Annotated in this window: 12 protein-coding genes; 4 read left to right on the forward strand and 8 right to left on the reverse strand. The window is 67.2% G+C overall.

From position 1 onward, the window contains the following. Positions 1-35 precede the first annotated feature (35 nt). Both A9973_RS01870 and phrB read right to left on the reverse strand, forming a co-directional pair. Positions 36-1,721 carry a PAS domain-containing methyl-accepting chemotaxis protein gene (locus A9973_RS01870; protein ID WP_183012065.1) on the reverse strand — a complete coding sequence of 562 codons (1,686 nt, stop codon included), beginning with the start codon at positions 1,719-1,721 and terminating at the stop codon, positions 36-38. Positions 1,722-1,849: 128 nt separating this feature from the next. Next, entirely contained in the window at positions 1,850-3,268 is a 1,419-nt protein-coding gene (gene phrB / locus A9973_RS01875; RefSeq protein ID WP_183012066.1) for a deoxyribodipyrimidine photo-lyase, read from the reverse strand. A 276-nt stretch (positions 3,269-3,544) separates the two neighbouring features. Here phrB and A9973_RS01880 point away from each other — a divergent pair, with 276 nt between their 5' ends. Continuing rightward, positions 3,545-4,993, forward strand: coding sequence for a CoA transferase (locus A9973_RS01880; RefSeq protein WP_183012067.1), 1,449 nt, complete (start codon positions 3,545-3,547; stop codon positions 4,991-4,993). Positions 4,994-5,041: 48 nt separating this feature from the next. On the opposite strand, the gene A9973_RS01885 is transcribed toward A9973_RS01880, so the two are convergent. From A9973_RS01885 to A9973_RS01910, 6 genes are all read right to left on the reverse strand, one after another. Continuing rightward, positions 5,042-5,578, reverse strand: a complete 537-nt coding sequence (locus A9973_RS01885; RefSeq protein ID WP_183012068.1) for a peroxiredoxin — start codon at positions 5,576-5,578, stop codon at positions 5,042-5,044. 82 nt (positions 5,579-5,660) lie between these two features. Beyond that, positions 5,661-6,983 carry an adenylate cyclase gene (locus A9973_RS01890; RefSeq protein WP_183012069.1) on the reverse strand — a complete coding sequence of 441 codons (1,323 nt, stop codon included), beginning with the start codon at positions 6,981-6,983 and terminating at the stop codon, positions 5,661-5,663. A gap of 30 nt (positions 6,984-7,013) precedes the next feature. Then, entirely contained in the window at positions 7,014-7,178 is a 165-nt protein-coding gene (locus tag A9973_RS01895; protein WP_183012070.1) for a hypothetical protein, read from the reverse strand. A 251-nt stretch (positions 7,179-7,429) separates the two neighbouring features. Continuing rightward, positions 7,430-7,837 carry a DoxX family protein gene (locus A9973_RS01900; protein ID WP_183012071.1) on the reverse strand — a complete coding sequence of 136 codons (408 nt, stop codon included), beginning with the start codon at positions 7,835-7,837 and terminating at the stop codon, positions 7,430-7,432. A 204-nt stretch (positions 7,838-8,041) separates the two neighbouring features. Continuing rightward, on the reverse strand, positions 8,042-9,430 hold the full coding sequence (dbpA, locus tag A9973_RS01905) for an ATP-dependent RNA helicase DbpA (RefSeq protein WP_183012072.1): 1,389 nt from the start codon (positions 9,428-9,430) through the stop codon (positions 8,042-8,044). 72 nt (positions 9,431-9,502) lie between these two features. Beyond that, positions 9,503-10,261, reverse strand: a complete 759-nt coding sequence (locus tag A9973_RS01910; protein ID WP_183012073.1) for an IclR family transcriptional regulator — start codon at positions 10,259-10,261, stop codon at positions 9,503-9,505. 161 nt (positions 10,262-10,422) lie between these two features. Here A9973_RS01910 and xsc point away from each other — a divergent pair, with 161 nt between their 5' ends. From xsc to A9973_RS01925, 3 genes are all read left to right on the forward strand, one after another. Further along, positions 10,423-12,234 carry a sulfoacetaldehyde acetyltransferase gene (gene xsc / locus A9973_RS01915; protein WP_183012074.1) on the forward strand — a complete coding sequence of 604 codons (1,812 nt, stop codon included), beginning with the start codon at positions 10,423-10,425 and terminating at the stop codon, positions 12,232-12,234. Positions 12,235-12,315: 81 nt separating this feature from the next. Next, positions 12,316-13,254, forward strand: a complete 939-nt coding sequence (locus A9973_RS01920) for a bifunctional enoyl-CoA hydratase/phosphate acetyltransferase (protein WP_183012075.1) — start codon at positions 12,316-12,318, stop codon at positions 13,252-13,254. A gap of 132 nt (positions 13,255-13,386) precedes the next feature. Next, on the forward strand, positions 13,387-14,964 hold the full coding sequence (locus tag A9973_RS01925) for an ABC transporter substrate-binding protein (RefSeq protein WP_183012076.1): 1,578 nt from the start codon (positions 13,387-13,389) through the stop codon (positions 14,962-14,964). Position 14,965: the final 1 nt, after the last annotated feature.

The following is a 14,965-nucleotide window of genomic DNA, read 5'->3' on the forward strand; positions in this document are numbered from 1 at the left end:
GCCGGCCGTTTCTGTCACGGCGGCACCTGCAGGGATCAGGCCTGGCGTTCCAGCAGCGGCCGGTCGCCGGTTGCCGCAACCCGTCCCACCGGCACGGGCGCGGGAGCGCGCTTGGGCAGCACGGTCTGGCCTGCTCCCACGCGGAATACTTCGATGGCGTGGCGCAGTTGCGCGCCGCGGGTGCGCAGATTGTCCACGGCCACCGCCGCTTGCTCGACGCGCACCGCGTTGCGCTGAGCTGCGGTATCCGTCTCAGAGATGGTGCGGCTGACGTTGTCGATGCCGGTATGCTGCTCGGTCGACGTGGCGGCGATCTCGTTCATGATCCGCGTGACCTGCTGCACGGAATCCACGATGTCCCGCATGGCGTCGCCGGCGCGTTCCACATGCCGCACGCCGTCGTTGACGCGCTCATTGGATGTCTCGATCAACGCTTTGATTTCGCGGGCGGCGGTGGCGCTTTTCTGCGCCAGGCTGCGCACTTCGGTCGCCACCACCGCAAAGCCTTTGCCGGACTCGCCGGCACGCGCCGCTTCGACCGCGGCGTTCAGCGCCAGGATGTTGGTCTGGAACGCGATGCCGTCGATGATGCCGACCACTTCAGCGATGCGCGAGGAGCTGTCGACGATCCCGTGCATGGCGGCCACGGCGTCGCTTACGACCTGGCCTGCGCGCCGCGCCACGTCCGAGGCCTGGCTGGCCATGCGGTCCGCGCCCTGCGCGTTCGACGCGTTCTGCTTCACCGTGGCGGCCAGTTGCTCCATGCTGGCCGCGGCTTCTTCCAGTGACGCGGCCTGGTGTTGCGTATGCGCGGACAGGTCTTCGTTGCCGTCGGCGATTTCCGAGGCGGAATGCAATGCGCTTTCGATGCCGTCATGCACGTCTCGCGTGATGCTGACCAGGCTCTTGCGCATGACCTCCAGCGAGAACTTCAGGGCGCCGATCTCGTCGCGCAAACTGGCCGGGGGAAGGGGCGTGCTGAGGTTGCCCGCGGCGATCTGCCGGGTGAAGTCGGTGGCCGTCGCCAGCAGCCCCGAGATGCTGCGCGCGAACCCCCAGCCCGAGGCGAAGATCACGACCACGCCGGCCGCCAGCAGCGCGGCGGCGATGGCCAGCTCTTCGGGCCGCAGGCGGTCGAACATGCCGTATAGCGCGACGCCGGCAGCGCCCAGGAACAAGGTGGACGCCAGCATCGCCCACGCCAGCATGCGTGAACGCACGCCGGTCAGGTGCCATAGCTTCAGTCGCGCCAGCAGGCCTGCGGCGCCGGTCCGTTGCGGCTGGCCGCGCACCAGCCGCACGCTGCGCGCCGTGCCGTCTCGCAGTCCCGCATAGAGTGTGGCGGCTGCGTCGATCTGCGCGCTTGTCGGCTTGACGCGCACGGATGCATAACAGACGGTTTCCCCGCGTTCGATGATGGGGGTGACGTTGGCCAGCACCCAGTAGTAGCCGCCGTCCTTGCGGCGGTTCTTGACCACGCCGGTCCAGGACTCGCCGCGCTGGATGGTGCGCCACAGGTCCTCGAAAGCGGCTTCGGGCATATCGGGGTGGCGCACGATGTTGTGGGCGGCGCCCACGAGTTCCTCGCGCGAGAAGCCGCTGACTTCCACGAACGCGGGATTGGCATAGATGATGCGGCCGCGGGCGTCGGTGCGGGAAATCAGGTACTGCTCGTCGTGAAGCGTGTATTCCTTGTCGTATACCGGCTGATTGTTGCGCATGCGTCTGTCGTCCTGTGATGGGCGGGGCGTGGTGCAGCCCGGGATCATCGGGGAGGGGGACGTGCGGGGGGTTGATTTATATCAAGATATTTGGATGTTATGCAAAACGTAAATTCGAATGGCCGGACTCAAACGGCAGGCAGATTGCCGAACGCCTCCAAGGCGCGCAGCCGGCTTTGCGCCAGGTCGACAATCGGCAGCGGATAGCCCGCGGCCGCGCGTTCCATCGGGCTGGGGTCGTGGATGGCCTGATCGTCCAGGTGCGCCAGTTCGGGCAGCCATTCGCGAAGGAAAGCCCCGTTCGGATCGAACCGGCGGGATTGCGACAAGGGGTTGAAGACGCGGAAGTAGGGCACCGCGTCTGCCCCGGTGGACGCGCTCCATTGCCAGCCGCCGTTGTTGGCGGCCAGATCGCCATCGACCAACTGCGCCATGAACCAGGCTTCGCCCAGCCGCCAATCGATCAGCAGGTTCTTCGACAGGAACATGGCCGTCACCATGCGCAGCCGGTTGTGCATCCAACCCAGCGCCAGCAGCTGGCGCATGGCGGCGTCGACGATAGGGATGCCCGTCTGGCCGCGCTGCCAGGCGCACAGGTCCGCAGGCGCGTTGCGCCACGGCACGGCGGCGGTTTCGGGTTTCATGGGTTGGTGCATGGACAACGACGGGTAGGCGGCCAGCAGGTGCTGGTAGAACTCGCGCCATAGCAGTTCGTTGATCCAGGTGGCGGCGCCGGCCTTGCCGCTGTCCAGCTCGCCGTGATTGGCGGCCAAGGCCGCGCGCAGCGCCTGGCCGGGCGACAGCACGCCGGCCGCCAGATAGGGCGACAGGCAACTGGTGCCGGGCAGCGACGGGAAGTCGCGCTCGTCCTTGTAGGCGTCGATGACGCCGTCGGCAAAGGCGGCCAGGCGGTCGCTGGCCGCCGCTTCTCCGGCGGGCCACAGGGCGCGCACGGCATCGCTTGCGGGCGGGAAACCGTCGAATGCACCGGGCAGGGGATCAGCGGTCCAGGCGGGCGCGGCCTGAGCACGAGGGGCGGGCACGGGGCGGATCGGCGCCGTGCGCAGCCGTTCCCGGCAGGTGCGCGCATAGGGCGTGTAGACGCGGTAGCACTCGCCTTTACCCGTCAGCACCGTGCCGGGGCGCAGCAGCGAGGCGCCGTGATGCAGCGTCCAATCCACGCCATTCGCCGCCAACGCTTCCGCGACTGCCGCATCGCGGCGGCGCTCGTTGATGGCCCATTCGGTGTTCGCATGGACTTGCGTGATCCCGTGCGCCTGGCAGAACCCGGCGATGGCGCTGGGGGCATCGGTCCAGTCGGCAACCGTCAACAGTTTGAGGGGAATGCCCAGCTTGCCGAGGTCGCCCGACAGCGCGCGCAGGTTGCGGAGCCAGAAATCCACCTTCGCCGGGGCGTCGCCATGCCGGCGCCACTGTCCAGGCGAAGCCAGGAACAGCGCGGTGACCGTGCCGTTTTCGGCGGCGGCGGCCAGCGCGGGGTTGTCGTGCAGGCGCAGATCGGTGCGCAGCCAGAGCAGCGTATTCATCCAGGGCGGTCCAGGGCAAGATCGGCGGCCAGGCGGGGCCTGGCCACATAGAGGGTGGGATTCTAGCTTGCAGGCGAGCGCATGGAAGACGATGTAAAAACTAAGAGTAGATGTGACGGGGGATTCGTGCCGGCGCGCGCAGGGTACTGGGCCAACGCCGCGCTTATGCCGTCCCGCCGCGGTCAAACCATGAAACACGCTGGGACTGCGTACGTATTGACGCGCTTGCCCCCGCGCCATGTAATCGTATTAACGACGAGAGCAAAGTTGAACGCTATGGGAAATCTGATGGACCTCCGCCCGTCCTTTCTGAGGGGACGCACCTCCGCCGGCAAGACGTCCCGCGACGCCCTTCAAGCGCTCTGGCGTTCACTCGACCTTCCCGACGAGTCGCTCGAGCACGTGCTGCTGACCGGCGCGGATCCGGTGCTGCCCTCGTCCTTCGCCGTCGGCACGGCAGCGCAAGCCAGCATGGCCGCCGCCGCCCTGGCCGCGGCCGAGCTCTGGCACTTGCGGGGCGGCGCACGCCAGCAGGTCAGCGTCGACATGCTGCATGCCGCCCAGGAGTGCCGCAGCCATTTCAAGATCAACGGCGTGACGCCCAACCCATGGGATCCGATCAGCGGCCTGTATCGCTGCGGGGATGGGGGCTGGGTGCGTATCCATGCCAATTTCGCGCACCATCGCGACGGCGCGCTCGCGTTGCTGGGCTGTCCCACCGGCGAGGGCACCACGCGTGAAACCGTGGAGCGCGCTTTGAGCCGTTGGAAGGCGCTGGACTTCGAACAGGTCGCCGCCGACGCCGGCATGGTGGTGGCCGCCATGCGCAGCTTCGACGAATGGGACCGGCATGCACCGGGCCAGGCGATCGCCTCGCAACCCTTGATGACGATCGAACGCATCGGCGAAGCCGATCCACGGCCCTTGCCCAAGTACGGCCATGATGCGCGGCCGCTTGCGGACATCCGCGTGCTGGACCTGACCCGCATCATCGCAGGGCCGGTCTGTGGCCGGGCGCTGGCGGCTTACGGCGCCGACGTGATGCTTGTGAATTCGCCGCAGTTGCCCAATATCGACAACATCATCGACACCAGCCGCGGCAAGTTGTCCGTGCTGGCGGACCTGGACACGGCGGACGGCCGCATTGCGCTGGGCAACCTGCTGCGCAGCGCGCACGTGCTCGTTCAGGGATACCGGCCGGGTGGCTTGGCCGCGCTGGGCTTCGGTCCGCAGGACGCGGCGCGTATCCGGCCGGGCATCGTCTACGTGTCGCTGTCGGCCTACGGCAACGTCGGCCCCTGGGCGAATCGGCGGGGCTTCGATTCCCTGGTGCAGACCGCCACCGGCTTCAACCACGCCGAGGCGCAGGCCGCCGGCCAGGAAGCGCCGAAGCCGCTGCCCGTGCAGATCCTGGATCATGCGTCGGGATACCTGATGGCGTTTGGCGCGCAAGCCGCGCTGGCGCGGCAGGCCACCGAAGGCGGCAGCTGGCATGTGCGCGTGTCGCTGGCGCAGACCGCGCATTGGCTGCGCAGCCTGGGCCGGGTGGATGGCGGGCTTGCCTGTCAGATGCCAGGGTTCGACGGTTTGCTGGAAACCGAACCGTCGGGCTTCGGCGAACTGTTGGCCGTGCGCCATGCCGCGCGGTTTTCCGACACGCCGGCCCGCTGGACGCGTCCGTCCAGCCCGCCGGGCACGCATCCGCCAGTCTGGCCCTTCAACTAGGCTGTTGGGGTTCCCAGCCCGGGCGTCGGCCCGGGCCGAGCTTGCCCGCTATTGCTTGGCCTTCCAGTCGCGCAACGCGCGCATGGTGTTGGCCACGTGCGAATCGGGGTTCATGTCCGTGAATTCATACAGGATCTTGCCCTGCGGCGAGATCACGTAGGACACCCGTTGCGCGTATTCGGGACGCTTGTCATGCACGGCGTCATAGGCCTTCATGATCTTGCCGTCGCCATCGGCCGCCACCGCGAATTTGCTGCGGCACTCGCTGACCGAGAATTTGTTCAGCGTGTCGATATCGTCCGTCGACACCCCAATGACCGTGGCGCCCAACGTCTTGTATTCATCCGTGGCTTCGGCGAAGTTGTGCGCTTCGATCGTGCAGCCCTTGGAGAACGCCGCCGGGAAGAAATACAGCACGACCGGGCCTTGCTTCAGCGCCTCGGTCAGCTTGAACGTGAAGACGTTGCCGCCCAGCGACGCCTGGGTGCTGAAGTCGGGCGCGGGCGCGCCCACGTTCAAGGCGGCCTGGGCCGACGTGGCGGCCAGCAGGCCGCAGAGCATCAAACGGGAGACTAGGCGATTCATGGGAAGCTCCGATATCCAGTCGCCGCGCGGCGGGAGCGCGGCAAAGTGCCTACTGTAGTCCCGCCGCCAGCCAGGGTCCAGTTCAGTCGCGGTTAGGCCCGCCGCGTCCTTCGCCGCGTTGCGCATCCCGGTCCCGGCCGCCGCCTCCGCCTTGCTGCGGCGGGTGGCCTTCTGGCCGGGCCGAGGCTTGCTGGCGCGCCTGCTGCTGGGCTTGTTGCTGCGTTTGCTGGCGTTGTTGATGCTGCTGTTCCCGCGCTTGTTGTTGCGAATCGCGGGCCTGCTGCTGACGCCCCTGTTGCTGACTCGCCTGCTGCTGGTCCCGCGCCTGCTGCGGCGCCGGCGATTGCGGACGCGCCGTGCTTGTGACGGTTTGCCCCGGGTTCGGTTGCGGGCCGCGCGGCGGGGGGGCGTCGCCGGGCCGGGCGCCCGATCCAGGCCGCCCGTTCGGATTGCCGTTCTGGCCGGCATGCTGCCCCGGGTTGGGGCCGCCGGTCAGGTTCGCGGCGGGCGCGCCGCCTGGCGCACCGGCTCCGGGCTCCGGACGGTTGTCTCGCCCTGGGTCCCGTCCGTTGCCGGGCGCGTTCCCCGGCCGCCCGTCGCCGCCGGGGCGCTGCATGCCGGGGGGCCGGCCGTTGTTGCCGGGATGGTCGACGAACGCCTGGGGCGGGCGGCCCTTGTTGTGGTCGTAGAACTGCGCGCGGTTGTTGCCCGCGTCGCGCACGAAGCCGCGCTGCATGTCGGTGGGCGGCGCGTGACGGTCGTTGCGGGCGGCAATTTCACGGGGATCGGCGTTGCGGCGGATGCCGTCGGGGCCTCCGTTATAGCTGACGCGCCGGTTGTCCACGTTGTTGACGATGACGGTGTGGTTGTAGACATTGGTGACGCGCGTGACGTTCACGTTCGTCACGGACCGGTTGTAGTAGAAGCGGTCGCGGTTCCAGTAGCCCCCGACGTACCCGATTCCGACGTAGCCGAAGCCGTAATTGATCCCGCCATAGAAGCCCACATGGGGGCCCCAGTAGCCGCCGTTCCAGACATACAGGCCGTTCACGAAGCCCCAGTACCCCGGCGTCCAGAGCGCGCCGTTGTAGGGCGCCATCACCCATGCGCCGGGCACCCAGAAAAAGCCGTAGCGGTTGCGGCTCCAGTAGCCGGGCACCCACATGTAGCCGTCCGCCGGCGCAGGCGGTTGCACATAGACGGGCAGGGGCGGCGGCGGCTCCGGGCTGCGGTCCACCTGCGCCAGGTTGGCGTTGGCGGGGTCGCCGTTGTCATAGGCCGGGGCCGCGGGCGCAGGCGGCGCAGGGGGCGGGGCGTAGGTCTGCGCGGCGGCGCTGGCGCATGCCGCCAGCAGGGCCGCGGTGGCCAGGGGCCGCAAACGGGAAATCCGGACGGAGGGTGTCATGGCTGTTCCTGATCGCCTCGGGTGCGAGGGTCAATATCCGCGGTAGTAGTAATGCGGGGCGGGGTACGCCGGGTAATAGTAGTGCGGCGTGTAATAGACGGGCGCCGGGCGGTAGTAGGCCGGGCGGGCCGGCACTACGACGCAACCGGTCAACGAACTGGCTATGGCCAGCATCAGCAGCAGACGCTTCTTCATTTCAATCACTCCCAACCAGCGCCAGGGGTGTGATTGACTCCCTGATGCGCTGATAAGGATTAGGCCATACCCTCAGGCGCGAGTTCGCGCCTGTAATCGTTCCGAAACAGCTTTCGGGTGACGGATGTTTGCGCCTGCGTGACGTCTCATGTCGTTCGTATCAATCTCTGCCGAGAAAACAAACGGGGCCGCCTGAGCGACCCCGTTTTTCGTGCGCCGCGCCGTCAACCGGCGCGATGCGATCCTGCCTATCAGTTCCAGCGGCCGCCGTTGCCGGCCAAGCTGAAACGGCCGGCGCCCATGAAGGCGATGGCCAGGGCGGAGAACAGGAACATGCCTTGCAGTTCCAGGGCCCAGCCGCCGCTGTTGGTGATGGTGCCCAACTGGCCGGTGTGGGCCAGCAGGATCGCAACCACCATGTTGATGGCGATCACCAGGCCGCCCAGGCGCGTGTAGACGCCGATGATGAGCAGCACCGGAGCGACGATCTCGCCGATATAGACGCCATAGGCCAGAAAGCCCGGCAGCCCGTGCGACGACAGCATGCCGCTGATGCCGGTGACGCCGCCGCCCATCAATTTGGACAGGCCATGGAGCAGAATCAGAATGCCGAGGGTCAGGCGCAGGATCAGCTTGCCGGTATCGTCGGACTTGATCATGGTGAGTTTCTCTTGTGATGGTTAAGGGGGCAGCGGCTCGTTGGAGCATGCCGTTGACCTTTGGTTCCGCGTCCGGCGCGCCGCGATTGAAGCGGAAACGCCGGGCCGGGCGGGGCCATTATGGCAAAACCCGAGCAAAATCATCAAGCTTTCATCGCGGTCTTTCGGCCGCTTCACCGTAAAAAAAACCTGTCCCGGCAGCAATCAAAATTCTTCGAGGAACCGCATGCGGAACCGGCGGCCCTTGATGTTGCTGTTGGACACGCGCGAGAACACCTGCTTGGCGATCTGGCGGTCCAGCGCTACGTAGGAATTGAACTCGGTGATGTTGATCTTGCCGACCTGTTCGAAAGTCAGCCCGCCGTCGCCGGTCAGGGCGCCCAGCAAGTCGCCCGGGCGCAGCTTGTCTTTCTTGCCGCCCTGGATGCACAACGTGACCATCGGCGCGCGCAGGGGGCGGTCGGCCTTGGGTTTCAGGGACTTGATGTCGCCCCATTTCAGCGGCGAGCCCTGGTATTGCTCGACCAGGTTGGCCCAGCGCATTTCGTCAGGCGAGCACAGGCTGAGCGCCAGGCCCTTCTGGTCGCCCCGGCCGCTGCGGCCGATGCGGTGGACGTGGACTTCGGTGTCCTTGGTCACGTCCACGTTGATGACGGCGCCCAGGTTCTGGATGTCGAGTCCGCGGGCGGCGACGTCGGTGGCGACCAGCACGGCGCAGCTCTGGTTGGCGAACTGGATCAGGATCTCGTCGCGCTCGCGCTGTTCCAGGTCGCCGTTCAAGGCTTGGGCGCTGATGCCGTCGGCCTGCAGCCGTTCGACCAGGTCATGGCTGCGGACCTTGGTATTGCAGAAGGCCAGCGTGGAGACGGGGCGGAAATGCGCCAGCAGGCGCGCCACGGCGTCCAGGCGGTCTTTGCCGTCGATTTCGTAGAAGATCTGTTCGATGCGGCTGGCGTCGTGCTGCGCTTCCACCTTGACCTCGGCGGGGTTGCGCAGGAAGCGGGCGCTGAGCTTGCGGATGTTGTCCGGGTAGGTGGCCGAAAACAGCAGCGTCTGGCGCTTGGCCGGGCAGTGCGAGGCGATGGCGACGATGTCGTCGTAGAAGCCCATGTCGACCATGCGGTCGGCTTCGTCCAGCACCAGCGTGGTCAGGCCGGACAGGTCCAGGCTGCCGCGCGTCAGGTGGTCCTGGATGCGGCCGGGCGTGCCGACGACAAGGTGGGCGCCGCGCGCCAGCGATTCGGCCTGGGGGCGGGCGGCCGCGCCGCCGCACAGGGTCAGGATCTTGACGTTGGGGATCAGGCGCGCCAGCCGGCGCAGTTCCTGCGCCACCTGGTCGGCCAGTTCGCGGGTGGGACAGACCAGCAGCGCCTGGGGCGTCAACCGGTTCGTGTCCAGCTTCTGCAGCACGCCCAGGCCGAACGCCGCGGTCTTGCCGCTGCCGGTCTTGGCCTGCGCGATGATGTCGCGGCCTTCCAGGATAAGCGGCAGGCTTTGCGCCTGGATGGGCGTCATTTGCTCGAACCCCAGGCTTTGCAGGTTGTCGAGCAGGGCGGGCAAGAGGGGCAGGGAGGTGAAAGGCGTGTCGGTCACAATAGGGGGATCGCAAAAAAGCGCGAAAAGCGGAGTCGACCGACAGTGTAAGCCCTGGGCAGTCCTTTGCCGTTATGGCTGGGGCGCATAGGTGCCGGCCAGCGCGCCGGCCGCTTCCTGCATGCGCGGCAGCCAGGCCCGCGCGCCGTCGATCGACAACCGGGCGACCGGCGCGTGCAGGGCCACGGCCGCGATGACGCGGGACCCGTGCAGGATGGGCACGGCCATGCAGACGATGCCCAGCAGGAACTCTTCGCGGTCGAAGCTGGCGCCTTCCTTCTTGATGGCGCGCAATTCCTGCTCTAGCGAGGCCACGTCGCACAAGGTATTGGGCGTATAGCGCGGCAGCGGGGCGGCGGCCAGCAGGCGCGCGCGCGGTTCGCGCCGCATGTGGGCCAGGAACAGCTTGCCGCTGGCCGAACAGTGCAGCGGCACCCGCGAACCGGTCTGCAGGTTCACCCGCAGCGGCCAGGCGGTTTCCACGCGATCCAGATAGATGACTTCGTCGCCGTCCAGCATGGTGCAGTTGCAGGTTTCGCCGATTTCGTCGACCAGGCTGTCCAGGATGCGGTGGCGTTCGCCGCGCAACGGGGAATTCAGCAGCGTCTCGCGGGCCAGCGCGCTCAGGCGCGGGCCGCTGACATAGCTTTTGCCGGCGGGTTCGCGCAGCAGCATGCCGGCGTCGACCAGTCGCGTCAGGATGCGCAGCACGGACGGCTTGGGCAGGCCGGTGGCGTCGGTCAGGGTGGCCAAGGACACGGGGGTTTCAGAGCGGGCGACCTGTTCCAGCAAGGTCAGCGCGCGCAAAGCGGCGGAGGATTCGTCTTTCATCTTTCAATATTTGAAGATTCGGCGGCCAACGGCCTATCGTCGCACGGATTTTGCAGAAAATGAAACGCCATGGGGTGGGACGCGCGGGTTTTCTCCGGCAGTATCGATTCACCCCGGCCACGATGCAACCACACAAGCGCCGGCCTGCCAGGAGAGAGACCATGAGCAGCAAGCAACACATGACCCCCAGCGAAGCGTTTGTCGAAACGCTGGTCGCGCAGGGCGTCAAAGACGTATTCGGCATTGTGGGTTCGGCCTTCATGGACGCGCTGGACCTGTTTCCCGCCGCGGGCATTCGCTTCGTGCCCACGGTGCACGAGCAGGGCGCCGCGCACATGGCGGACGGCTATTCCCGCGTGACGGGTCGCCACGGCGTCTGCATCGCGCAGAACGGCCCCGGCATCACCAACTTCGTGACCGGCGTGGCCGCGGCGTATTGGGCGCACAGCCCGGTGGTGGCGATCACGCCCGAGACCGGCACCGCCGGCATGGGGCTGGGCGGCTTCCAGGAAACCGAACAACTGCCCATTTTTTCCCGCATCACCAAGTACCAGGCGCACGTGAACCGTCCTGACCGCATGGCGGAATTCACGGCCAAGGCCTTCGACAACGCGATGGCAGAGCGCGGCCCCACGCAGCTGAACATCCCACGCGACTACTTCTATGGCGAAATTGACGTGGCCATCCCCGAGGCGCGCCGCATCCGCCGGGGGCCGGGTTCGGAAGAGGACCTGGAAGCGGCGGCCCGCCTGTTGGCCGAGGCCAAGTTCCCGGTCATCGTGGCCGGCGGCGGCGTGCTGTTCTCGGAAGGCCAGGCCGAATGCGTGGCCCTGGCCGAATTGCTGGGCGCGCCGGTCGTCACCAGCTATCTGCACAACGACGCGTTCCCCGCCAGCCATCCGCTGTGGTGCGGGCCGCTGGGCTACCAAGGCGCCAAGGCCGGCATGAAACTGCTGTCGCAGGCCGACGTGGTGCTGGCGCTGGGCACGCGGCTGGGGCCCTTCGGCACCTTGCCGCAGCACGGCCTGGACTATTGGCCGCAAGGCGCGCGCATCATCCAGGTGGATGCCGACCACCGCATGCTGGGCCTGGTGCGCCCCGTGTCGGTGGGCATCTGCGGCGATGCGCGCCCCGCCGCGGCCGCGCTGACCGCCAAGCTGACGGACCGCGAGGTGGCCTGCATCCGCACCAAGGCGGCGCGCGGCGACCAGATCGCCTCGCAGAAAGCCGAATGGGAGAAGGAACTGGACGGCTGGTCGCATGAACGCGACGACTGGAGCCTGGACATCATCGAACAGGGCGGCGGCCGCATGCATCCGCGCCGCATGCTGCGCGAGCTGGAACGCGCGATGCCCAAGCACGTGATGGTGTCCACCGACATCGGCAACATCTGCTCGGTATCCAACAGTTACCTGCGTTTCGACGAGCCGAACTCCATGCTGGCCGCGATGAGCTTCGGCAACTGCGGTTACGCGCTGCCGGCGCTGATCGGCGCCAAGCTGGGGCGCCCCGACCGGCCCGCCGTGGCCTATGTGGGCGACGGCGCCTGGTGCATGAGCTTCCAGGAATTGCTGACTTGCGTGCGCGAAAAGATCCCGGTGACCGCCGTGGTCTTCCACAACGGGCAGTGGGGGGCGGAAAAGAAGAACCAGGTGGACTTCTACGGACGCCGCTTCGTGGGCAGCAACCTGATCAACCCGAACTTTTCCGAGCTGGCGCGCGCGATGGGCGCCGAGGGCATCCGGGTCGAGCACGCCGATCAGGTGGGCGCCGCGTTGCAGGCGGCGTGCAAGGCGCAGTCGGAAGGCAAGACGACGGTGCTGGAGATGATGGTCAGCCAGGAATTGGGCGACCCCTTCCGGCGCGACGCGCTCAAGCAGCCGCTGCGCCTGCTGGACAAGTACAAGCAGTACGTGAACCAGCCGTTCCATTCGGGCGAAGTGCCGCTGTCGATCGAACCCGTCAAGGGTTGACCGAAGCGTGCGGCGCGGCAGGCGCCGCGCCGCACGCCTCCCATTTGACCTTGCGGACATCCGCGGCAGGAGCACGTATCCATGGCAATCGACCGGTTGTTCGAACCCCTGCGCGATGCAGCGCTTTCGGCCGGGCGGCAGCGCACTGCGGTGGCCTACCCGCTGTGTCCGTCGAGCCTGGGCGCGGCGATCCAGGCCCGGGACGCCGGCTACATCGAGCCCGTGCTGGTGGGGCCGGCGCGCCGCATCGCGGCCTTGCTGGCCGAGCTGGGCGTGAGCCCCGGCGGGCTGGAGATCGTGGACACCCCGGACGACGAGAAGCTGGCTGCGCGCACCGCCGCCGCCTTGGCGCGCGATGGTGCAGCCAGCATGTTGATGAAAGGCAGCCTGCACACGGACCACTTCATGTCGGCCGTGGTGGCGCGCGAATCCGGGCTGCGCACCGGACGCCGCATCAGCCACGCTTTCGTCATGGCGGTGGCTGCGTATCCCAAGCTGTTCATCCTGACGGACGCGGCCGTCAACATCGCGCCTACCCTGCAGGAAAAGGCGGACATCGCCCAGAACGCCATTGATCTGGCGCGGGCGCTGGGCGTGCCGCGTCCGAAGCTCGCCGTGCTGTGCGCCACCGAATCCGTCAATCCGGCGATGCCGGCCACGCTGGACGCCGCCGCGCTGTCGAAGATGGCCGACCGCCAGCAGATCCGCGGCGGTGACATCGACGGGCCGCTGGCGTTCGACAACGCGATCTCGCGCGACGCGGCGGCGCAGAAGGGCATTGTGTCGCGCGTGGCCGGCGATGCGGACATCCTGCTGGTGCCGGACATCGAAGCGGGCAACATGCTCTACAAGGAACTGACCTGGCTGGCGGGGGCGGGCACGGCGGGGCTGGTGCTGGGCACCCGCGTGCCGGTGCTGCTGACCAGCCGGTCGGATTCCATGGACGCGCGGGTCAACAGCTGCGCGGTCGCCGTGCTGCTTGCGCGCGCGTCGGCCGCGGACCCGGTCAGCCTGCCTTGATTTTTCCCGCTCCGGCGCTGGCACCAAAGACTCCGGCTGTTTGGTACTAAGGCCTGGTCCATGGGATGGCTACGCTAGTGCGAAAGCCATCCCATGAATGGCTCGGGTAGCAAACACATCAAGGGAAAAATCATGCGCAGCGCACGACAAGGCATTGCAACGATTCTGGCGGTGATGGCGATGGCGGGCGGGGCCGTGGCCGCGGACGCGCCCAAACCCGGCGGCACGCTGGTGGTGGGATCGACGCAGGTGCCGCGGCACCTGAACGGCGCGGTGCAATCGGGCACCGCGACCGCGTTGCCCAGCGCCCAGCTCTTCGCCAGTCCGCTGCGCTACGACGCCGACTGGAAGCCGCAACCCTATCTGGCCGAGTCGTGGGAGCTGGCCCCTGACGGCAAATCCCTGACGCTGCATTTGCGCAAGGACGCCTTGTTCCATGACGGCAAGCCCGTCACGTCCGCGGACGTCGCCTTTTCCGTCATGACGGTCAAGAACAACCACCCGTTCCAGACCATGTTCGCGCCCGTGCAGTCGGTCGAAACCCCCGACCCCTACACGGCCATTCTGCGGATGAGCCAGCCGCACCCGGCGATTCTTCTCGCCTTGTCTCCGGCCCTGATGCCGGTGTTGCCCAAGCACATCTACGACGACGGGCAGGACATCAAGAGCCATCCGCGGAATTCGGCCGATGTGGTCGGGTCCGGCCCGTTCAAGTTCAAGGAATTCAAGCCCGGGCAGGAGATCGTGCTGGAACGCTTCGACAAGTTCTTCCTGCCGGGCAAGCCGTATCTTGACCGGATCGTGGTGAAGATCAATCCGGACGCCACCAACCTGCTGATCGGGCTTGAGCGCGGGGACATCGGGGCGCTGCCCTTCATGACCGAGCCGACCATCCTGCGCCGCGCCAAGGACAACCCCGCCATCGCCATGACCAACCGCGGCTACGAGGGCATCGGCGCGCTGAGCTGGCTGGCCTTCAACACGGCGCGCAAACCGTTGAACGATGTGCGCGTGCGCCAGGCGATCGCGTACGCGACCGACAAGGGCTTCATCACGAAGGCGTTGAACGCCGGCTTCGCGAAGCCGGCCGACGGCCCCATCGTCGGCACCAGCCCCTTCGCGACGCCCGACGTGAAGAAGTACCCGCTGGACCTGAAGAAATCCGAGCAGTTGCTGGACGAGGCGGGCTTCAAGAAGGACGCCAAGGGCGAACGCATGACGCTGACCGTCGATTACATGCCCGGCTCGGACGTGCAGGGCAAGAACGTGGCGGAATATCTGCGCAGCCAGCTGAAGAAAGTGGGCATCGCGGTGCAGGTCCGCGCTTCGCCCGATTTCCCGACCTGGGCCAAGCGCATCGCCAGCCATGATTTCGACATGACGACGGACATCGTCTTCAACTGGGGCGACCCGGTGATCGGCGTGCACCGCACCTATTTGTCCAGCAACATCCGCGACATCATCTGGACCAACACGCAGTCCTATTCCAACCCGAAGGTCGACGCGTTGCTGGCGCAGGCGGGCATGGAGACCGACACGGAAAAGCGCCGCGCGCAGTACGCCGAGTTCCAGCGCCTGGTGACCGAGGACGTGCCGATCGATTTCCTGACGGTCATCCCGTACCACACTCTGACGTCGAAGAAGGTGCATGGCATGCCCGCTGGGATCTGGGGCATGCTGTCGCCGCTGGACGACGTCTACCTGCAATAAG

Origin of the sequence: Achromobacter sp. UMC46 (assembly GCF_014170335.1) — a bacterium.
Classification (GTDB): Bacteria; Pseudomonadota; Gammaproteobacteria; order Burkholderiales; family Burkholderiaceae_B; genus Achromobacter.